We start from the raw sequence: 20,854 nt of genomic DNA on the forward strand, positions 1-20,854 counted from the left end.
GCTCCGCTCAGGCGCTTCCCTGGACCGGCATCCCCTCCAGGCCGTCCCGGCGGGCGCGGACCGAGGAGAGCGTCAGCCCGTGCCAGAACAGGTCGAGCAGCGCGGCCGGCGCCGTCCCCTGCTCGTGGCCGGGCATGGCGACCATGCTGGCGGCATGGCCGAGCGCCGCTCCGGCGGCGTTGACGCTGCGCTCCGCCGCCGCACCGATCATGGCGAGCGTCCGCGCCAGGGCCGCGGCGTCGAACCGCAGGGCGGCCGGCACCACCGTCAGTTCCGCCGCCGTGCCGCGCAGGCGCCCCACCGCGATGTAGGCGTCGAGCAGGTCCGGCCGCTCCTCCGGCCGCAGGATGGCGGCGACGATGCGGTTGCCGGTCAGCGGGCCGGTGCCGTCGAACTCGAACATCACCGCCCGCTCGGCCTGCCGGGCGCGGGCCAGCAGCCCGACCCGCCCGGTCAGCGGCGCTGCGGACTGCCGGGCCGCCTCGTCGAACAGGTCCGGCCGGCTGCCGCCCTCGCTGAAGACCAGCAGGGGCGCCTCCGCCGCCGCCGCATGGGCCAGCAGCCGGGCCAGCCGCTCCAGCGGCTCCCCCGTCCCGGCCATCGCCGCCTCGTCCGCCCGCTGCGCGGCCTCCGCCGCGGCGTCGGCCTCCAGCAAAGCGGCCCCCCGGCGCAGCATGGCTTCGGCAAAGCTGATTTCGGTGTCCATGATGCGCCCTCCCGCTTCCGGCCTGTCGGAGTGCATGTTTAGGACGCCGCGCCCGGCCGGCTCAATGATAACCGAAGGCGCCGGTCACCTTGCCCCGGAACACCCAGTAGGAATAGGCGGTGTAGCCGAGGATCGCCGGGATCAGGAAGGCCATGCCGACCAGCAGGAAGACCTGCGTCTCCGGCGGGGCGGCAGCCTGCCAGACCGTCACCGACGGCGGGATCAGGTTCGGCCACAGGCTGATCGCCAGCCCCAGGTAGGACAGGCCGAACAGCGCCATCGACAGCACGAAGGGCATCGCCTCGCGCCCGTTCTCCAGCGACCGCCACAGGGCGAAGGCCAGCAGGGCCGTGACGATCGGCACCGGCGACAGGAAGAGGAGGTTCGGCATGGAGAACCAGCGCTGGGCGATCGCCGGCTCGATCAGCGGGGTCCACAGGCTGACCGCCGCCACGGAGATCAGCACGATGACCAGCAGCCGCTCCGCCATGCGGTAGCACCAGTCCTGCAGCCGGCCGCTGGTCCGCCAGATCAGCCAGGTGGCGCCGAGCAGCGCATAGCCGCCGACCAGCGACAGGCCGCAGAACAGGCTGAAGGGCGTCAGCCAGTGCAGCATGCCGCCGGCATAGTTCCGCCCCTCCACCGGGATGCCCTGGATGAAGCTGCCGAGCATCACCCCCTGCGCGAAGGTGGCGAGCAGCGAGCCGAGGAAGAAGGAGCGGTTCCACCAATATTGCCGGGTCCGCGCCTTGAAGCGGAACTCGAACGCCACCCCGCGGAAGATCAGGGCGATCAGCATCACCAGCAGCGGCAGGTACATGGCCGGCAGCACCACCGCATAGGCGATGGGGAAGGCGGCGAACAGCCCCGCCCCGCCGAGGATCAGCCACGTCTCGTTGAAGTCCCAGATCGGCGCCACCGAGTTCATCATGGTGTCGCGGTCCTCCTCCGTCGGGGCGAGCGGATAGAGGATCCCGATGCCGAGGTCGAAGCCGTCCATCAGCACATACATGAAGACGGCGAATCCGACGATCCCGACCCAGGCGAAGGTCAGCCAGCTTTCGATCATGTCCGTCACTCCGCCGGGCTGGAGGGGGATTCGAGCGATTCATTGGGCAGCGACAGCGGCCGCTTGGGCCGCAGCGCCTCCTGCCGGGCCTGATGGGTCTGCTCCCGCGGCTCGTCCTGCGGCCCGATCCGCAGCAGCCGCACCAGATAGAAGGTCCCGGCGCTGTAGATGATCGCGTAGACGATGACGAAGGTCAGCAGCGAGACCAGCGCCGCCACTCCGGTCAGGCTCGGCGTCACCCCGTCGGCCGTGCGCATGAGGCCGTAGACGACCCACGGCTGCCGGCCGATCTCCGTGGTGAACCAGCCGGCCAGGATGGCGACGAAGCCGATCGGCATGCAGCCGACCAGACCCCAGTGGAACCAGCCCGGCCGGTAGAGCCGGCCGCTGAAGCGCAGCACCAGATGCACCACCGCCACCGCCAGCATCAGCAGCCCGATGCCGACCATCAGGCGGAAGGTCCAGAAGATGATGACGGGCGACGGCCGGTCGTCCTTCGGGAACTGCTTCAGCCCCGGCACGGCGCCGTCGATGTCGTGGGTCAGGATCAGGCTGGACAGGCCGGGCAGCCCGATTTCCCAATGGTTCGTCTCCGCCTCCTCGTCCGGGATGGCGAAGAGGACCAGCGGCGCCCGCGGGCCGCCCTCCCAGCTCCCTTCCATGGCGGCGATCTTCGCCGGCTGATGCTCCAGCGTGTTCAGTCCGTGCAGGTCGCCGAGGAAGATCTGCAGCGGCGCCAGCACGGTGATCATGCCCAGCGCCATGCTCAGCCCGACCCGCGCATGGTCGTAATGGCGCCGCCGCAGCAGGTACCAGGCGCTGATCCCCGCCACCACGAAGGAGGTGGTGAGGAACATCGCCGTCAGCATGTGGGCGAGGCGGTAGGGAAAGGACGGGTTGAAGACGACCTGCCACCAGTCGGTGACGAAGGCGCGCCCCTCCCGCATCTCGAACCCCGCCGGCGTCTGCATCCAGCTGTTGGCCGACAGGATCCAGAAGGAGGACAGCACGGTGCCCAGCGCCACCAGGCAGGCCGCCATGACGTGGATGCCGCGCGGCACGCGGTCGCGGCCGAACAGCATGATGCCGAGGAAGGCGGCCTCCAGGAAGAAGGCGGTCACCACCTCGTACTGGATCAGCGGCCCCAGCACGTTGCCGACCGTGTCGGACCAGCGGCTCCAGTTGGTGCCGAACTGGTAGGACATCACGATGCCCGACACCACCCCCAGCCCGAAGGACAGGGCGAAGATCTTCGTCCAGAACTCCGACAGGCTGCGGTAGAGCCATTTGCCGGTCGCCAGCCACATTCCTTCCAGAAGCGCGATCCAGCAGGCGAGCCCGACCGTGAAGGATGGAAAGAGGATGTGGAAGGAAATGGTGAAGGCGAACTGGATGCGCGACAGCATCAGCGGATCGAGGTCCATCGCCACGGTCCCCTTTTTGGCGCGAGGTTTCGACGCGAAGACAGGCGCTCCCGGACGCAGTCGCTGCGCGGGAGAGTGCCTGCCAAACGCCGCGACTCCGGGGGCGGTTCCGCGACCTGTGCTTTAGCGCACGCTAATAAATCGTTCGTGTACGAAGATGTTCGCCGTCAGGGATGGGCGGGCGGGTAGATCGCCGTGATGCCGGAGATCATCGTCTCCGCCGCCAGCGCCGCCAGCACGATGCCCAGCACGCGGCTGACCGTGTGGATGACCGTCCGCCCCAGCATCCGCCGCACCACGTCGGCGCCCAGCAGCATCAGCGTCACGCTGCCGATCACCACCGCCGCGGCGCCCAGGACGCTCGCCTGCCCGATGACCGTGTCGCCCGCCCGGTCCATCAGCAGCAGGATGGAGGTGATGGCGCCGGGGCCGGCGATCAGCGGCACCGCCACCGGGAAGACGGCGAGGTCGTGCGCATCCTCGTCGGTCAGGGCGGCCCCGGCGTCGCGCTCCTTGCGCTCGGCCCGCTTGGCGAACAGCATCTCGAAGGCGATCCAGAACAGCAGCGCGCCGCCGGCGATGCGGAAGGCCGGCATGCCGACCGACAGCGAGCGCAGCACCACGTCCCCGAAATAGGCGAAGAAGACCAGCACCGCGAAGGCGATCGCGGTGCCGCGCAGCGCGATGATCCGCTTGCGCCGCGCATCGAACCCCTGCGTCAGGGCGATATAGACCGGCACGAGGCCCGGCGGATCGACCACGACGAAGAAGACGATCAGGTAGCTGATGAAGTCGCTCACGGGCAGGCGGTCCGGCGGTCGTTGGTGTGGGGTGCCGGATCATAATGCGCGTCCCGCCCGCCGTCACGCTTCCGCCGGCTCCTCCTCGGCGAGGGCATGGGCGAAACTGTCGATCCCCCGCAGCCCCGCCTCGCTCAGCCCGTAGGTGCCGCGCCCCACCCGCTCGAACCAGCCATAGACGTTGCGTTGCAGGATGGCCGCCACGTCGGCCGGCGCCCCGGCCTTCCGCAATGCCGCGATGGCCAGCGGCCCGCCGCGCAGCAGCCGGGCGATGCGCAGGGCGTCCTGGCGGTAGGCGGTGACGATGGGCACGCGGGTGGAGCCTCCGCGGTTCGGGTCGCCCGCCCGGCGGGCATGCTCGCCGAGCAGCCGGGTGGTGCGCTTCCTGTCCTTGCGCGGCGTGTAGGGGACCGGGTCGAGCAGGACCTCGACCCGCCGCGCCTCGGCCCGCGCCGGATCGACCACCAGCAGCCCGAGGCCGAGCCGCCGGCACAGCTTGCGCACGTCGCTGTCATAGGGCGAGGGGCCGCTCGCCTTGCGCCCCGGCTGCGGCACGGCGAGATAGACCGCGTCGGTCACCGCCAGCCGGTCCACCCCCTGCAGCAGCAACTCCAGCGTGAAGCGCTTCTTCAGCTCCACCACCACCAGCGGCTCGCCCGCGCGCACGGCCACGAGGTCGCAGCCGTGGATCTCGGCCTTCACCTCATAGCCCTGCCCCTCCAGGAAGGCCTTCACCGGGGCATAGAGGTCCGTTTCGGCGGCGATGGTCAAAAGTCGCCCGTCAGAACGTCGATGGCGCGGCGGATCTCGGAATGCCGCTCCGTCAGGCTGGCGACGGCCGGTCCGATGTCCCGGACGGGAATGCCGGCGATCAACGGGGACATGACGACGAGCCGTTCACCGGCGACCTCGACCACCGGGGTCAGCTCCCGCGCGACGGGACTGCCGGGATGCAGACGGGCCAGGGGAATCACGACGCGCGAGGTCGCGACCTCCACATGGTCGCCCTGGACGACCAACAGATAGGGCACGGGGTGGTCCGGACTGCCGGCCGCATCCGGATTGATGCAGACATCGAGGTGGCGCATCAGAACAGACGCTTCCCGCTGCTGAAGACCCCGTGCCGCTCCACGAACTCGTCATAGGCCCTGAAGGCCTCGCGATTCTCCTCCACCCAGCGCTGCTTGCGCGCCTCCCTGACCGACCGCTCGACCGCGGCTTCGAAGACCTGCGACAGGTTGATGCCGAGCTCCTTGGCTTCGGCGATCAGCTCCGGCCGGGCGGACACGTTGGTCGGTTTTCGCTGAACGGCACCCCGCGCCATGCACCACCCTCCGGACCCGCGATTCATGCGCACATCATATGCGCATGGCGGCCCGCCATTCCAGGGGAACCATTCCAGGGGATTTTGGTCCAGGGGATTTTGGTCCAGGGGATTTTGGTGGCGTCCGGATCCGCGGCCTTGCGTCCCGGACATCCGGGGGGACGCGTGCCCCCCGGTTCCGTCCGTCCTACGCCGCGACCTTCTGCTTGCGCAGGATCGCCAGGATCTCCGACGCGGCCTTCGGGATGTTGGTGCCCGGCCCGTAGATGGCGGCGGCACCGGCCTTGTACAGGAAGTCGTAGTCCTGCGGCGGGATGACGCCGCCGCACACCACCAGGATGTCGCCGGCGCCCTGCTTGCGCAGTTCCTCGATCAGCTGCGGCACCAGGGTCTTGTGGCCGGCGGCCTGCGACGACACGCCGATGACGTGGACGTCGTTCTCCACCGCCTGGCGGGCGGCCTCCTCCGGGGTCTGGAACAGCGGCCCGATGTCCACGTCGAAGCCGATGTCGGCGAAGCTGGTGGCGATCACCTTGGCGCCGCGGTCATGGCCGTCCTGGCCCATCTTCACGACCAGGATGCGCGGCCGGCGGCCTTCCTCGGCGGCGAAGGAGGCCACCTCCTCCTGGATGCGCTTGAAGCCCTCGTCCCCCTCGTAGGCGGCGCCATAGACGCCCGAGACGGAGCGGATGACGGCGACGTGGCGGGTGAAGGCCTTCTCCAGCGCGTCGGAAATCTCGCCGACGGTGGCGCGGGCGCGGGTCGCCTCGACCGACAGGGCCAGCAGGTTGCCGGTCTTCTCCGATGCCGCCTTGGTCAGGGCCTCCAGCGCGGCGCGGCACCTGGCCTCGTCGCGGGTGGCGCGGACCTGCTGCAGGCGGGCGATCTGCGCCTCGCGGACGGCGGTGTTGTCGATGTCCAGCACGTCCACCCGCTCCGGGTTCTCCGGACGGTACTTGTTGACGCCGACGATCACCTCCTCGCCGCGGTCGATGCGGGCCTGGCGGCGGGCGGCGGCCTCCTCGATCAGCAGCTTGGGCATGCCGCTCTCGACCGCCTTGGTCATGCCGCCCAGCTCCTCGACCTTCTTGATGAGGTCCAGCGCGGCGCTGGCGAGGCTGTGGGTCAGGTTCTCGACATAGTAGGAGCCGGCCAGCGGATCGACCACCTTGGTGATGCCGGTCTCCTCCGCGATGATGAGCTGCGTGTTGCGCGCGATGCGGGCGGAGAAGGGGGTCGGCAGGCCCAGCGCCTCGTCGAAGGCGTTGGTGTGCAGCGACTGGGTGCCGCCCAGCACGGCGGCCATCGCCTCGACCGCGGTGCGCACCACGTTGTTGTAGGGGTCCTGCTCGGTCAGGCTGACGCCCGAGGTCTGGCAGTGCGTGCGCAGGGCGAGCGAACGGGCGTCCTTCGGCTGGAACTTCTCCTGCATCAGGGTCGACCACAGCAGCCTTGCGGCGCGCAGCTTGGCGACCTCCATGAAGAAGTTCATGCCGATGGCGAAGAAGAAGGACAGGCGCGGCGCGAACTTGTCGACCGGCAGCCCCTTCGACAGGGCGGCGCGGACATATTCCAGGCCGTCGGCGATGGTGAAGGCCAGCTCCTGCACCGCCGTGGCGCCGGCCTCCTGCATGTGGTAGCCGGAGATCGAGATCGAGTTGAACTTCGGCATATGGTTCGCCGTGTACTCGATGATGTCCGCGATGATCCGCATCGAAGGCTCGGGCGGATAGATGTAGGTGTTGCGGACCATGAACTCCTTGAGGATGTCGTTCTGGATGGTCCCGCTCAGCTTGTCCTGGCTGACGCCCTGCTCCTCGGCCGCGACGATGTAGCCGGCGAGGATCGGCAGCACCGCCCCGTTCATCGTCATCGACACCGACATCTTGTCGAGCGGGATGCCGTCGAACAGGATCTTCATGTCCTCGACCGAGTCGATCGCCACGCCGGCCTTGCCGACGTCGCCGACGACGCGCGGATGATCCGAGTCGTAGCCGCGGTGGGTGGCGAGGTCGAAGGCGACCGACAGGCCCATCTGGCCGGCCTTCAGGTTCGCCTTGTAGAAGGCGTTGGACGCCTCGGCGGTGGAGAAGCCGGCATACTGGCGCACCGTCCAGGGCTTCACCGCATACATCGTGGCGCGCGGGCCGCGGGTGAAGGGCGGGAAGCCCGGCAGGGTGTCGAGCTCGATCCCCTCCAGGTCCGCGGCGGTGTAGAGCGCCTTGACGTCGAGGCCTTCCGGGGTCTTCCAGGTCAGCTTGGACAGGTCACCCTCGGCGCCGAGATCCTTGGCGGCCAGCTTGTCCCAATCGGCAAGGGTCTTCTTCGGGAACTCGGTCATCAACGCCTCCTAGGAGAGTCAGGCAAGCAGCAATCGATAATAGACTGAAAATCAACGGGATGCACGGCGGCACACCGCCACGGTGGCCGCCCGCAGCAGGACGGCGCCCAGCGCGGTCTTCAGCAGGGCCGCCGCCACGAACGGGTAGAAGCCGACGGCCAGCGCCTTCTCCAGGCCGAACAGCAGGCCGAGCCATGCGACCCCCGGCACGAACAGCACGGCATGGCCGATGCCCAGCGCCGCCAGCGCGGCGGGCATGCTGCGATCCCAGCCGCGTTCGGCCAGCCAGCCGGTCAGGCCGGCGGTCAGGACGAAGCCGGCCAGGAAGCCGGCGGTCGGACCGGTCAGCGCGGCGAGGCCGGCGCTGCCGCCGGCCAGCACCGGCAGGCCGAGCCCGGCCGCCAGCAGATAGAGGGCGACGGTCGCCATGGCGAGCCGGCAGCCGTACGCCATGCCCAGCAGCATGACCACCATGCTCTGCATGGTCATCGGCACCGGCCAGAAGGCCACCTGCACCTTGGCCGAGGCGGCCAGCAGCAGGGTGCCCAGCAGGGCCGCCGCCGCCGCCGCGGCGATCCCGCCGCGGGGGGCGACGCGCCACAGCAGCGGTGCCGCCGCTGCTTCGGCCGGGCGGAGGGTCATGAACCGGAACACGGGCGTTTCCTCCCCGGGCGGTTTCCGTCCGCCCTTATGCGAACTCCACGATCTTCTGGTCCACCGCCAGGCTGGTGCCCGGGGCGGCGTGGATCTTGGAGACGGTGCCATCCTGCGCGGCGCGGAGGATGTTCTCCATCTTCATCGCCTCGACCACGGCCAGCACCTCGCCGGCCTTGACCTCCTGCCCCTCGGTCACGGCGAGCGAGACCAGCAGGCCCGGCATCGGCGACAGCAGGAACTTGGACATGTCCGGCGGCGCCTTCACCGGCATCAGCGCGTCGTATCTGGCGGCCTTCGGCGTCAGCACCTTGACCAGCGCCTGCGAGCCGGAGTGGTGCAGGCGGTAGCCGATGCCGACCCGGTCGACCTGGACGCAGACATGCTGGCCGTTGACCGTGCCGCGGAACAGCGGCTCGCCGAGCTGCCAGTCGCTCCACACCGTGTGGTGGCGGCCGGCGATGTCGACCGTGTAGCCGACGCGCTGCGGGCTGTCCGGCGCCGGCGACAGGTGCACCGGGTGCTGCGTGCCGTCGACCACCACCACCCAGTCGTCGCGCACCTTCGCCCTGGTGCCCGGCATCTTGCCGGAGATCTGGATGTCGCGGTCGTTCAGGCAGCGGTGGATGACGGCGGCCACGGCGACCAGGACCGCCGGATCCTCCGGCGGCAGGTCGGAGGCGTGGAAGCCGTTGGGATACTCCTCGGCGATGAAGTTGGTGGTCAGCCGCCCGTCGACGAAGCGCTGGTTCGCCATCAGCGAGGCGAGGAACGGGATGTTGTGGCTGACGCCGCGGATGTAATACTGGTCCAGCGCCTCGCGCATCCGGGCGATGGCGGCGTCGCGCGTCGCCCCCCAGCTGCACAGCTTGGCGATCATCGGATCGTAGAACATCGAGATCTCGCCGCCCTCGTACACGCCGGTGTCGACGCGCACATGGGGGTCGTCGGCCGGCGGCCGGTAGTGGGTCAGGCGGCCGGTCGAGGGCAGGAAGTTGCGGAAGGGATCCTCGGCATAGACGCGGGACTCGATGGCCCAGCCATGCAGGCGGATGTCCTCCTGCCGGATGGTCAGCTTCTCGCCCGCCGCGACGCGGATCATCAGCTCCACGAGGTCGAGGCCGGTGATCAGCTCGGTGACCGGATGCTCCACCTGCAGGCGGGTGTTCATCTCCAGGAAGTAGAAGTTGCGCTCGGCGTCGACGATGAACTCGACGGTGCCGGCCGACTTGTACTGCACGGCGTTGGCCAGGGCCACCGCCTGCTCGCCCATGGCCTTGCGGGTCGCCTCGTCGAGGAAGGGCGACGGCGCCTCCTCGATGACCTTCTGGTGGCGGCGCTGGATCGAGCATTCGCGCTCGCCGAGGTAGAGGGTCGTGCCCTGCCCGTCGGCCAGCACCTGGATCTCGATGTGGCGCGGCTGCTGGATGTACTTCTCGACGAAGACGCGGTCGTCGGCGAAGCTGGAGCGCGCCTCGTTCTGGGCCGAGCGGAAGCCCTCGCGCGCCTCCTCGTCGTTCCAGGCCACGCGCATGCCCTTGCCGCCGCCGCCGGCCGAGGCCTTGATCATCACCGGATAGCCGATGTCGCGGGCGATGGAGACCGCCTCGCTGTCGTCGGCGATCACGCCGAGATAGCCCGGCACCGTGCTGACGCCGGCCGCCTTGGCCAGCTTCTTCGACTCGATCTTGTCGCCCATCGCCTGGATGGCGTGGGCGTCGGGGCCGATGAAGGCGATGCCGGCCTTGGCCAGCGCCTCCTGGAACTCCCGCTTCTCCGACAGGAAGCCGTAGCCGGGATGGACGGCCTGGGCGCCGGTCTTCCTGCAGGCCTCGACGATGCGGTCGATCTGCAGGTAGCTCTGCGCCGACGGGGCGGCGCCGATATGGACGGCCTCGTCGGCCATCTCGACATGCAGGGCGTTCTTGTCGGCGTCGGAATAGACCGCCACCGTCTTGATGCCCATGCGGCGAGCCGTGCGGATGACGCGGCAGGCGATCTCGCCGCGATTGGCGATCAGGATCTTGGAAAACATGCTGCCGGCCCTCACAGCGGGATGTTGTCGTGCTTGCGCCAGGGGTTCTGGAGCTGCTTGTTCTTCAGCATGGACAGCGCCTTCACCAGGCGCCGGCGGGTGCCGTGCGGCATGATGACGTCGTCGATGTAGCCGCGGGACGCCGCCACGAAGGGGTTGGCGAACTTCTGCCGGTACTCCTCGGTGCGCGCCTCGATCTTCGCCGCGTCGCCGATGTCGGAGCGGAAGATGATCTCCACCGCGCCCTTCGGCCCCATCACCGCGATCTCGGACGACGGCCAGGCATAGTTGATGTCGCCGCGCAGATGCTTGGAGGCCATCACGTCATAGGCGCCGCCGTAGGCCTTGCGGGTGATGACGGTCACCTTCGGCACGGTCGCCTCGGCATAGGCGAACAGCAGCTTGGCGCCGTGCTTGATGATGCCGCCATACTCCTGCGCCGTGCCGGGCATGAAGCCGGGGACGTCCACGAAGGTGACGATCGGGATCTCGAAGGCGTCGCAGAAGCGCACGAAGCGCGCGGCCTTCTTCGAGCTGTCGATGTCCAGGCAGCCGGCCAGAACCATCGGCTGGTTCGCCACGATGCCGACGGTCGAGCCGTTCACCCGGCCGAAGCCGATGATGATGTTCCGGGCGAAGTCGGGCTGCAGCTCGAAGAAGTCGCCCTCGTCCACGACCTTCAGGATCAGCTCCTTCATGTCGTAGGGCTTGTTGGGGTTCTCCGGCACCAGCGTGTCGAGCGAGAAGTCGTCGCGGTCGAGAGCGTCGGCGCAGGGACGCACCGGCGGCTTCTCCCGGTTCGACGCGGGCAGGAAATCGATGAAGCGGCGGAGCTGCAGCAGCGCCTCGACGTCGTTCTCGAACGCCATGTCGGCGACGCCGGACTTGCTGGAATGGGTGATGGCGCCGCCCAGTTCCTCGGCCGTCACCACCTCGTGCGTCACGGTCTTCACCACGTCCGGGCCGGTGACGAACATGTAGGAGCTGTCCTTCACCATGAAGATGAAGTCCGTCATGGCCGGCGAATACACGGCACCGCCGGCGCACGGCCCCATGATCAGCGAGATCTGCGGGATGACGCCCGATGCGTTGACGTTGCGCTGGAACACCTCGGCATAGCCGCCGAGCGAGGCGACGCCCTCCTGGATGCGGGCGCCGCCGCTGTCGTTCAGGCCGATCACCGGCGCCCCGACCTTCATGGCCTGGTCCATGATCTTGCAGATCTTCTCGGCGTGCGCTTCCGACAGCGAGCCGCCGAAGACGGTGAAATCCTGGCTGAACACGAAGACCAGGCGGCCGTTCACCGTGCCGTGGCCGGTGACGACGCCATCGCCCGGCACCTTCTGGTCTTCCATGCCGAAGTCGGTGCAGCGGTGCTGCACGAACATGTCGAACTCCTCGAACGACCCCTCGTCGAGGAACAGTTCGATGCGTTCGCGGGCGGTCAGCTTGCCCTTGCTGTGCTGGGAGGCGATGCGCTTTTCACCGCCGCCCAGTCGCGCCGCGGCACGCATGGACTCCAACTTGGCCAGAATTTCTTGCATCAGGCGTTCCCACTTTTATCGTGCGTCGTTAAGCCCGGACGGCCCATTCCGGCGATCGTGTGCGAAGGTGGCGACGCTGTCCATTCGCCGGAACGTCGCGGATTATTCACAAATTCGCAGGCGGTCCAACAGTCGCTTCGCAAAAACGTGCGAACTTGCGAACAGCTTTGCAAACGCGCTATACGCGTTGCCAAGGTTGCGAAGAACGCGGTTCCGGCACTTCCCCCGCGCGGGGCATGATACCGGGGACGGAAGGCGGCGGTCATGCAGAAGAAACTGTTCCTCGGCTACAAACTCCGCCGCCTGCGCGAGCAGCGCGGCATGACGCAGGCCACGCTGGCCAAGACGCTGGACCTGTCGCCCAGCTACCTGAACCAGCTCGAGAACAACCAGCGCCCGCTGACCCTGCCGGTCCTGCTGAAGATCTCCGGCGTGTTCGAGGTCGACCTCGCGAATTTCGTGGAGGACGAGGACAGCCGCCTCGTCTCCGACCTGCGCGAGGCGCTGGCCGACCCGCTGTTCACCGGCGCGCCGCTGACCACGGCGGAGCTGCGCGCCGCCGTCGGCTCCAGCCCGGAACTCGCCCGCCGCGTGCTGAGCCTGCACCAGGCCTACCAGAAGCTCCACGAGCGGGTGCAGTCGCTGGCCGACAGCCTCTCCAGCCAGGAGCAGGAGGGCGGGGACTTCGCCGGACCGCAGTTCCCCTATGAAGAGGTGCGGGACTATTTCCACTACTGCAACAACTACATCGGCCCGCTGGACGAGGCGGCGGAGCGGCTGTGGGAGACCGAGCGGATGCACGCCGGCTCCCTGCTGAACGAGCTGGCCGCCTACCTGAAGCGCCGCCACGACGTCCGCGTGAAGATCGTTGCGGACGAGGCGGGCGACACCGCCATGCGCAGCTACGACGCCAGCACCGGCACGCTGCGACTGTCCGCCCTGCTCAGCAGTTCCAGCCGCGCCTTCCACATGGCGCACCAGATCGCCCTGCTCGGCTTCAGCGATGTGATCGAGGATCTGGTGGAGCGGGCCAAATTCTCCAGCGAGGACGCGCGGTCGATCTGCCGGGTCGGGCTGGCCAACTACTTCGCCGGCGCGCTGGTCATGCCCTACCGCGCCTTCGCCGCCCAGGCCCGCGCCCTGCGCCACGACGTGGAACAGTTGCAGAGCCGCTTCTCCGCCAGCTTCGAGCAGGTCTGCCACCGGCTCTCCACCCTGCAGCGGCCGGGGGCGCGCGGCGTGCCCTTCTATTTCGTCCGGGTCGACATGGCCGGCAACATCACCAAGCGCCATTCCGCCACGCGCTTCCATTTCGCGCGCTTCGGCGGCGCCTGTCCGCTGTGGAACGTGCACGAGGCCTTCGCCCAGCCCGGCAAGATCCTGGTGCAGTTCGCCCAGATGCCGGACACCACCACCTACATCTGCATCGCCCGCACCGTCACCAAGCGCGGCGGCGCCTATCTCAAGCCGTCACGGCAGTTCGCCGTCGGGCTGGGCTGCGAGGCGAGCCATGCGCCGGAGCTGGTCTATGCTGCGGGCATCGACATCACCAACACCGAGGCGGCGGTGCCCATCGGCGTCAACTGCCGCCTGTGCGAGCGGATGGACTGCCAGCAGCGCGCCTTCCCGCCGATCGGCAGCGAGCTGAGCGTGAACGAGAACCACCGCAGCTTCGTGCCCTACCTGTTCAGTCAGCCGGCGGGGGCGTAGCCCTTCACGAACAGCTCGACCGCCGCGTTGACATAGTGGCGGATCTCCTCCTGCGTCGGGCGTTCGGTGACGCAGAGCAGCAGCTTCATGTGCATGTTCGCCTTGATCAGGGCGAGGAACTGCTCCGCCGCCAGCGCCGGGTCGGTGATGGACAGCTCGTCCCGGCGCTGGGCCTCCTGCATGATCCCGGTGAACAGCCGGATGGTGTGGGCGGGACCGGCCTCGAAGAAGGCGCGGGACAGCTCGGGGAAGCGGTGCGCCTCGCCCAAGATCACGCGGTGGCCGGCCAGCGCCTTGGGCGAGGTGACGAAGGTCACGAAGCGCTCGCCGACCAGCCGCAGCCCGTCGGCGATGGGCAGGGACCGCGCCTCCTCCCAGGTGGAGGCGGTCAGCAGCGTCGCGCATTCGCGCGCCATCATCGCGCGGAACAGCTCGTCCTTGCTGCCGAAATGGGCGTAGAGCGTCGCCTTGGACACGTTCGCCCGCTTGGCGACCGCGTCCATGCTGACGGCGCCATAGCCGTTTTCCAGGAACAGCGCCCCGGCCGCCTCCAGGATCTGGGCGGGCTTGGAGCCTGCTTCGGGCGTCGGGGCAACCAACGTGTTCATGCGCGCCTCGTCTGGAGCACCATTCCTCGCCCGTACCGCGTTCCGCATAAAACCACAACCCTTTCAGTGCAAACTAAACCGTTCAGTTCGGTCTTGACAACAGGTAGGCCCGCGGTCATTTTGACGCAAGACTAAACTGAACGGTTCAGTCTCATCCGGCGCCGACAGAAGGCCGGAGGGAACGACCGGATGAACGGGACGGGACGGGGCAACGAAGATGGCATCGAACGTGCGGAAGATCATCCTGTCGGGGGTTGCCGCGGCCGTACTGCTCGGCGGCGGCTATGCCGGCTGGGACTGGTGGACGGAAGGGCGCTTCATCGAATCGACCGACAACGCCTATGTCCAGGGCGACATCACCGTCGTCAGCCCGAAGGTCTCGGCCTATGTCCGCGAGGTGCGGGTGGCGGAGAACCAGCAGGTGCGCACCGGCGACGTGCTGGTGGTGCTGGACGACCAGGACTTCCGCGCCAAGGTCGCGGAGGCCGAGGCGGCCGTCGCCGCCCAGAAGGCGGCCCTCGGCACGCTGGACAGCAAGCTGGAGTTGCAGAAGGCCCTGATCGAGCAGGCGGCGGCCACGCTGGCGAGTGCGGAGGCCGAGCAGCGCCGCGCCCAGCAGGATTTCGAACGGACCCGGTCGCTGGCCAGCGACAGCTGGACCAGCCGCCAGAAGCTGGAGACCGCCGACGCCGACCTGCGCAAGGCGGTGGCCCAGGTCGCCAAGTCGCGCGCGGCGCTGGCCGCGGAGAAGGACCAGACCGACGTTCTGCGGGCCACCCGCGCGGAGACGGAGGCGAGGCTCCAGCAGGTGCAGGCGACGCTGCAGTCGGCCCGCAACGACCTGACCAACACGGTCATCCATGCGGCGGTCGACGGCGTCGTCGGCAACCGCGGCGTCCAGGTCGGGCAGTATGCCCGTCCCGGCGTGCAGCTCCTCTCGCTGGTGCCGCTGCCCGACGTCTATGTCGTCGCCAACTTCAAGGAGACCCAGCTCTCCCGCATGCGGCCCGGCCAGACCGTCACCCTGTCGGTCGATGCCTTCCCCGGCCGCCACCTGGAAGGCCGGGTCGAGAGCTTCGCCCCCGCCTCCGGCTCGAAGTTCAGCCTGCTGCCGCCGGAGAATGCGACCGGCAACTTCACCAAGATCGTCCAGCGCGTGCCGGTGCGCATCGCCGTTCCGTCGGACAACCCGCTGACCGGCCTGCTGCGCCCCGGCCTGTCCGTGGTGGCGGAGGTCGACACCCGCGGCGCCGACCGGCAGCCGCACGTCGCCGGCAGCGTCTTCGGGGCGCTCCCCGCCAAGCAGGCGGTCGCCGAGAAGTAAGGCGCCGGCACGGCGCTGAAGGTCAGAGACACCCTTCTTCCCGCCCCGGAAGAAGGGCGGGGATGGGGGAGGACGCCGCGAGCCAAGGCCCCCCGCCGAACCGGCCCCTCCCCCATCCCACCCCACCATCCCGGAGATAGGTCATGGCTGGTCCTGCCACCGCACCGGGCGCCCGCCCCCTCGGCGGGCGCGACATCGTCGGCTTCTTCGCGATGGTCGTCGGCATGTTCATGGCGATCCTGGACATCCAGATCGTCTCCAGCTCCCTGTCGGAGATCCAGGCCGGCCTGTCGGCCAGCGCCGACGAGATCTCCTGGGTGCAGACCTCCTACCTGATCGCCGAGGTGGTGATGATCCCGCTGTCCGGGATCCTCTCCCGCATCCTGTCGACGCGCGTCCTCTTCACCATCGCGGCGGCCGGCTTCACCCTGACCAGCGTCGCCTGCGCCTTCACCGGCAGCATCGGCACGATGATCGTCTGGCGCGCGCTGCAGGGCTTCATCGGCGGCGCCATGATCCCCACCGTCTTCGCCACCAGCTTCGCCATCTTCCCGCCGGAAAAGCGGGCCGGCGTTTCGGTGATGATCGGCCTCGTCGCGACGATGGCGCCGACCATCGGCCCGACGCTCGGCGGCTACCTGACGCAGAGCCTGTCCTGGCACTGGCTGTTCCTCGCCAACGTGCTGCCGGGCATCGCCGTGACCTCGCTGGTCTGGCTGCTGGTCGACGTGGACAAGCCCAACCCGGAACTGCGCAAGGGCTTCGACTTCATCGGCCTCGCCCTGATGGCGGCGTTCCTGGGCAGCCTGGAGTATGTGGTCGAGGAAGGGCCGCGCAACGACTGGTTCGAGGACGAGGCGGTCTTCATCCTGGCCGTGGTGGCGGCGCTGGGGGCGGTCGGCTTCTTCTGGCGGGTGCTGAGCTACCGCAATCCCATCGTGGAGCTGCGCGCCTTCGCCGACCGCAACTTCGCCATCGGCTCGCTCTACAGCTTCATCATCGGCATCGGCCTCTATGGCGCGGTCTATCTGCAGCCGCTGTTCCTGGCGCGGGTGCGCGGCTTCAACAGCCTGCAGATCGGCACCATCATGGCGGTGACCGGCGCCTTCCAGTTCCTGTCCGCCCCGATCGCCGGCGCGCTGTCGAAGAAGATCGACCTGCGGGTCATGCTCGCCATGGGGCTGCTGCTGTTCGGCACCGGCGTGTGGCTGAACAGCTTCCTGACGGCCGAGAGCGGCTTCTGGGAGCTGTTCCTGCCCCAGGCGGTGCGCGGTCTGTCGCTGATGCTGTGCTTCATCCCGGTCAACAGCATCGCGCTCGGCACCCTGCCGCCGGAAAAGCTGAAGAACGCCTCCGGGCTCTACAACCTGATGCGCAACCTCGGCGGCGCCATCGGCCTCGCCGCCATCAACACGGTGCTGATCGACCGCGCGGCCCTGCACAACAACCGGCTGGGCGACAACCTGAACCTCGCCCGGCCGGAGGTGCAGCAGATGCTCGACGGCCTCGTCGCCCGCTTCGACGGGCTGGTGGCCGACGCCAACGCCGCGGCGATGAAGACGCTTGCCGGCATGGTCCAGCGCGAGGCGATGATCCTCACCTTCAACGACTGTTTCCTGCTGATGGCGCTGGTCTTCGTCTCCGGCCTGCTCTTCATGCCGCTGCTCCGCCGGCCCGGCGCCGTGGTGAAGGCCGACCACTGACCGGGGGGACACCGACCGGACGGGCGGGACGGCGGTCCGCCCCGCCGTCCCGTTGCCGGCTGTTGTTGCTCCGGTCCGGCGGAGTCGGTACCTTCCGCTCATCGCCGGTCTCCTTGTGCCGTCCGTCGGATACGTCCCTTCACCCGGCGTGCCGGTCCGGCCCGCGGTTTTCGGCGCCGGTGCGCGGATTGTGCATCCCCCGCACAACGGCAGTGTACGGCGGGTTCCCGATAACCCGTTGGGTGGAAACACAAAAGTCGCCCCCGGCAGCATTGTGCATGAAAGCGATGCTGCACGATGCGCCCATTTCCGGCCGGCCGGCGGTGGCCGCCGTTGGCCGCCCTACCCCCTCCGTGCTATAGGAAGGGCCACTTTTCCGTGACGATCCGACCGACATGAGCAAGCGTCAGTACACCCGCGCGGAGGTCAAGGAACTGCTCGGCGCGCTGGAACGGCAGTGCCGCGAGGCCTCCAAGCTCGCCCAGCTCGCCGAGCACGAGGCGAGCAAGCACAGCTTCGGCGCCTACCGCGACTTCCGCGACAAGGTGGGGGAGTTCCAGGCCCTCGTCATCCTGATCGAGCAGCGGCTCCACAACCTCGTCGATTCGCGCTCCGACGACCTGCGCGACCAGTTCGAGAAGCTCGACACCGTCATGCTGGCCCTGCTGGTCCGGGCCAGCATGCGCTTCTTCTTCGTGCTGTCGGCCAACCCCATCCTCCCGATGGGCGCGCGGGAGATCTTCGTGGCCGAACTGCGCAGCCTCCACGACGCCGCCAAGAAGCTGAAGCAGCCGAACTATGCCGGCAAGCTGGGCCCGGAGCTGGAGCGCGACCTGGAGACCGCATCCCTGATCCTGGAGGAGATCATCGACAAGGCGCCGAGCCTGCTGAACTTCCGGGCATCCGCCGGTCCGGCGGCCGGATAGGCGGCGGGCTGCGACGCCGCGGCCACTGTGACGGCGCCGCTCCGGCTCCCATATAGGGGCTTCGACCGACCCAGCGCCGAAGGCCAGCACCCTTGCGCATTCCCATCTTCGACGACCTGAGAGACGCCGGCTCCCGCATCCTGGAACAGGCTGGCGATCTGGCGGGCGGGCTGCTTGAGAGCGACGTGAGGCTCGGGGTGACCGGGCTGCGGCGTGCCGGCAAGACGGTCTTCGTGACCACGCTCGTGGAGAACCTCCTGAAGGCCGGGCGGCTGCCCTTCCTCGACGTCGTGTCCTCCGGCCGGCTGCAGGGGGCGCGGCTGCGGCCGCAGCCCGATCCCGACGTGCCGCGCTTCGATTACGAAGGCCATCTCGCCGCCCTCACCGGCCCCGATCCCCATTGGCCCGAGCCGACGCGCGGCATCGGGCAGCTCCGCCTGTCGCTGCGCTACCGGCCGGGCTCGACGCTGAAGCGGACGGTGCAGCCGGTGACGACGCTGAACCTCGACATCGTCGACTATCCCGGCGAATGGCTGCTCGACCTGCCCCTGCTGCGCCAGAGCTTCGCCGAGTGGAGCGGCCTGACCCTGACGCTGGCCGCCCGGCCGCCGCGCGACGCGCTCTCCTCGTCCTGGCGCGGCTGGCTCGCCACCATCGACCCCGCCGCCCCGGCGGAGGAGGAGGTGGCGCGGCGCGGCGCCGCCCTCTACACCGACTACCTCCACGCCTGCCGCCGTGCCGACACGCTGCTCAGCCTGATCCAGCCGGGCCGCTTCGTCGAACCCGGCGACCTCAAGGACGCGCCGCTGCTGACCTTCTGCCCCCTGCCCGGCAGCCAGCGGGGGCGCGGCAGCCTGTGGCAGCTCATGGAGGAGCGCTACGAGGCCTACAAGACCTCCGTCGTCCGCCGCTTCTTCTCCGACCACTTCGCCCGGCTCGACCGGCAGATCGTGCTGATCGACGTGCTGGGGGCGCTGAACGCCGGACCGGCCGGCATGGCCGACATGAAGCGCGCGCTGGAGATGAGCCTGGAGCCCTTCCGCCACGGCAGCGCCGGCTGGCTCGACTGGCTGTTCGGCACCAGGATCGACCGCGTGCTGTTCGCCGCGACCAAGGCCGACCACATCGCCTCCCACCAGCACACCAGCCTGCGGGTCCTGCTCGACCGGCTGGTCGGCGACGCCCGGGGCGCCATCCGCTATGAAGGCGCCGCGGTCGAGACCATGGCCATCGCCGCGCTGAAATGCACGGAGTCGGTGGTGACCGAGCATGAGGGGCGGCAGCTCCGCTGCGTCCGCGGCGTGCCGGTCGGCCGCGACCGCCCGACCATCCTGTTCCCGGGCGAGATCCCCGACAACGCCGACGCCTTCCCCGACGGGCAGGAGCGTCCCTACAATTTCCTGCCCTTCCGGCCGCCGGCCGACCTGGCGCGGGACGGCCGCGGGCTGCCGCACATCCGGGTCGATCAGGCGCTGCAGTTCCTGCTGGGGGATTACCTGGAATGATCGAGTTTCCCGTCGATCCGCCCCCGACAAGCGCCGCCGGCCGGACTGGGTCCCGCCGCTCGAACTCGATCCGGAACAGGCCGCGCGGCCGGCGGTGGTCGAGGAGGAGGTGGAACCGCCGCCGGGCGACAGCGCCGCCGAGCGGCTGCCCGCCCTGCTGGCCGTGGCGCCGGGTCCGAAGCGGCGCATCGGACGCTGGCTGTTCGGCGCCGTCGCCGCCCTGGTGCTGGTGGCGCTGGGGTTCGATACCGCCGACCTGCTGCAGCGCTCCTTCGCCACCAGCATCGCGCTCGGCGGCCTGGTCTCCCTGCTGGTGGCGACCGCCGGGGTCGCCGCCGTCGCCCTGCTGGTCAACGAGCTGCTGGCGCTGCGCCGCCTGCGCCGGATCGAGGGGCTGCGCGAGCGGGCCGATGCGCTGACCGCCGACATCCAGTCGGAAGAACCGCGGCAGGGCGAGGCGGCGCGCTTCGCAGGCTCCCTGGTCGGCCTCTATTCCGGCCGGCCGGAGCTGGCCCCGGCGCTGAGCCGGCTGCGCGACCACATCACCGACGCCCATGACGACGGCGAGATCGTCCGGCTGATCGACCGCGGCCTGTTGAGCCCGCTCGACCGGGCGGCCTACCAGCTCGTCCTGCGGGCGGCGCGCGACACGGCGGTCGCCACCGCCCTCAGCCCGGCCGCGGTGCTCGACCTCGCCGTCGTGCTGTGGCGGAACCTGAAGCTGGTGCGCGAGGTGGCGGCCCTCTACGGCGCCCGGCCGGGCTATCTCGGCTCCCTGAAGCTGCTGCGCCGGATGCTCGCCAACATCGCCGTCGCCGGCGTGGCGGAGAGCGCCCACCATGTGGCGGTGGAGGCTCTCGGCGGCTCGCTGGTCGCCGCCGTCTCCACCCGCATGGGCCAGGGCGTCATCAACGGCCTGCTGACCGCGCGGGTCGGCATCACCGCCATGCATCTCTGCCGCCCCATCGCCTTCACGCCCGACGAGCGGCCGAGCCTCAACCGCATCCGCAAGGAGCTGCTGTCCCTGCCCAGGCAGGTGCTGTGACGGGGTCTCCGGGCACCGATATCAAGGCGGTGCGACAGAGTGTCCCTAATCCCTCCACGGTCTTTAATGCGGGCCGGGCCAAGCGCATATTGACGCATGTAAAGGCGGCGACGTTCGCGACGCCCCTCTTACACCG

The 20,854-nt window shown here is 69.3% G+C and carries 18 protein-coding genes; 6 read left to right on the plus strand and 12 right to left on the minus strand.

Features of this window, described 5'->3' with window-relative positions; all coding sequences use genetic code 11:
• Positions 1–7: 7 nt before the first annotated feature.
• The 11 genes from DEW08_RS21750 to DEW08_RS21800 all read right to left on the minus strand — a co-directional run bounded on the left by DEW08_RS21750 (position 8) and on the right by DEW08_RS21800 (position 11,897).
• Positions 8–706, minus strand: a complete 699-nt coding sequence (locus DEW08_RS21750; protein WP_109331301.1) for a hypothetical protein — start codon at positions 704–706, stop codon at positions 8–10.
• A 61-nt stretch (positions 707–767) separates the two neighbouring features.
• Positions 768–1,775: a cytochrome d ubiquinol oxidase subunit II gene (gene cydB / locus DEW08_RS21755; RefSeq protein ID WP_109331302.1), complete on the minus strand. Its 1,008-nt coding sequence runs from the start codon at positions 1,773–1,775 to the stop codon at positions 768–770.
• 5 nt (positions 1,776–1,780) lie between these two features.
• Positions 1,781–3,199: a cytochrome ubiquinol oxidase subunit I gene (locus DEW08_RS21760; RefSeq protein ID WP_109331303.1), complete on the minus strand. Its 1,419-nt coding sequence runs from the start codon at positions 3,197–3,199 to the stop codon at positions 1,781–1,783.
• Positions 3,200–3,366: 167 nt separating this feature from the next.
• Positions 3,367–3,999, minus strand: a complete 633-nt coding sequence (locus DEW08_RS21765; RefSeq protein WP_245986859.1) for a MarC family protein — start codon at positions 3,997–3,999, stop codon at positions 3,367–3,369.
• A 63-nt stretch (positions 4,000–4,062) separates the two neighbouring features.
• Positions 4,063–4,770, minus strand: a complete 708-nt coding sequence (locus tag DEW08_RS21770) for a DUF2161 domain-containing phosphodiesterase (protein ID WP_109331305.1) — start codon at positions 4,768–4,770, stop codon at positions 4,063–4,065.
• Positions 4,767–5,087 carry a CcdB family protein gene (locus DEW08_RS21775; RefSeq protein WP_109331311.1) on the minus strand — a complete coding sequence of 107 codons (321 nt, stop codon included), beginning with the start codon at positions 5,085–5,087 and terminating at the stop codon, positions 4,767–4,769. Before DEW08_RS21775 ends, DEW08_RS21770 begins: the two co-directional genes overlap by 4 nt.
• The gene (locus DEW08_RS21780; protein ID WP_245986861.1) at positions 5,087–5,323 is read right to left on the minus strand and encodes a type II toxin-antitoxin system CcdA family antitoxin; all 237 of its coding nucleotides are present in this window, start codon (positions 5,321–5,323) and stop codon (positions 5,087–5,089) included. The genes DEW08_RS21775 and DEW08_RS21780 overlap by 1 nt, the downstream gene beginning before the upstream one ends.
• A gap of 187 nt (positions 5,324–5,510) precedes the next feature.
• A complete protein-coding gene (scpA, locus tag DEW08_RS21785; protein WP_109331316.1) occupies positions 5,511–7,664 on the minus strand; it encodes a methylmalonyl-CoA mutase in 2,154 nt (717 codons plus the stop codon).
• A 51-nt stretch (positions 7,665–7,715) separates the two neighbouring features.
• Positions 7,716–8,318, minus strand: coding sequence for a biotin transporter BioY (locus DEW08_RS21790; protein ID WP_245986863.1), 603 nt, complete (start codon positions 8,316–8,318; stop codon positions 7,716–7,718).
• Positions 8,319–8,352: 34 nt separating this feature from the next.
• Entirely contained in the window at positions 8,353–10,353 is a 2,001-nt protein-coding gene (locus DEW08_RS21795) for an acetyl-CoA carboxylase biotin carboxylase subunit (protein ID WP_109331317.1), read from the minus strand.
• 11 nt (positions 10,354–10,364) lie between these two features.
• On the minus strand, positions 10,365–11,897 hold the full coding sequence (locus DEW08_RS21800; RefSeq protein ID WP_109331318.1) for an acyl-CoA carboxylase subunit beta: 1,533 nt from the start codon (positions 11,895–11,897) through the stop codon (positions 10,365–10,367).
• A gap of 264 nt (positions 11,898–12,161) precedes the next feature.
• Between DEW08_RS21800 and DEW08_RS21805 the strand changes: the two genes are divergently transcribed.
• Positions 12,162–13,607, plus strand: a complete 1,446-nt coding sequence (locus DEW08_RS21805; protein WP_109331320.1) for a helix-turn-helix domain-containing protein — start codon at positions 12,162–12,164, stop codon at positions 13,605–13,607.
• On the opposite strand, the gene DEW08_RS21810 is transcribed toward DEW08_RS21805, so the two are convergent.
• Entirely contained in the window at positions 13,589–14,215 is a 627-nt protein-coding gene (locus tag DEW08_RS21810) for a TetR/AcrR family transcriptional regulator (RefSeq protein WP_245986864.1), read from the minus strand. The two genes, DEW08_RS21805 and DEW08_RS21810, sit on opposite strands and share 19 nt — an antisense overlap.
• Positions 14,216–14,432: 217 nt before the next feature.
• Between DEW08_RS21810 and DEW08_RS21815 the strand changes: the two genes are divergently transcribed.
• The 5 genes from DEW08_RS21815 to DEW08_RS21835 all read left to right on the plus strand — a co-directional run bounded on the left by DEW08_RS21815 (position 14,433) and on the right by DEW08_RS21835 (position 20,718).
• A complete protein-coding gene (locus tag DEW08_RS21815; RefSeq protein ID WP_109331328.1) occupies positions 14,433–15,539 on the plus strand; it encodes an HlyD family secretion protein in 1,107 nt (368 codons plus the stop codon).
• 143 nt (positions 15,540–15,682) lie between these two features.
• Positions 15,683–17,242, plus strand: coding sequence for a DHA2 family efflux MFS transporter permease subunit (locus tag DEW08_RS21820; protein ID WP_109331329.1), 1,560 nt, complete (start codon positions 15,683–15,685; stop codon positions 17,240–17,242).
• Positions 17,243–17,637: 395 nt separating this feature from the next.
• Entirely contained in the window at positions 17,638–18,168 is a 531-nt protein-coding gene (locus DEW08_RS21825) for a hypothetical protein (protein WP_109331330.1), read from the plus strand.
• A gap of 92 nt (positions 18,169–18,260) precedes the next feature.
• Positions 18,261–19,673 carry a YcjX family GTP-binding protein gene (locus DEW08_RS21830; RefSeq protein WP_109331331.1) on the plus strand — a complete coding sequence of 471 codons (1,413 nt, stop codon included), beginning with the start codon at positions 18,261–18,263 and terminating at the stop codon, positions 19,671–19,673.
• Complete coding sequence (locus DEW08_RS21835) at positions 19,660–20,718, plus strand: YcjF family protein (protein WP_109332319.1); 1,059 nt, start codon at positions 19,660–19,662, stop codon at positions 20,716–20,718. Before DEW08_RS21830 ends, DEW08_RS21835 begins: the two co-directional genes overlap by 14 nt.
• The last annotated feature ends 136 nt before the right edge of the window (positions 20,719–20,854 follow it).

The organism is Azospirillum thermophilum (assembly GCF_003130795.1).
Taxonomy (GTDB): domain Bacteria; phylum Pseudomonadota; class Alphaproteobacteria; order Azospirillales; family Azospirillaceae; genus Azospirillum; species Azospirillum thermophilum.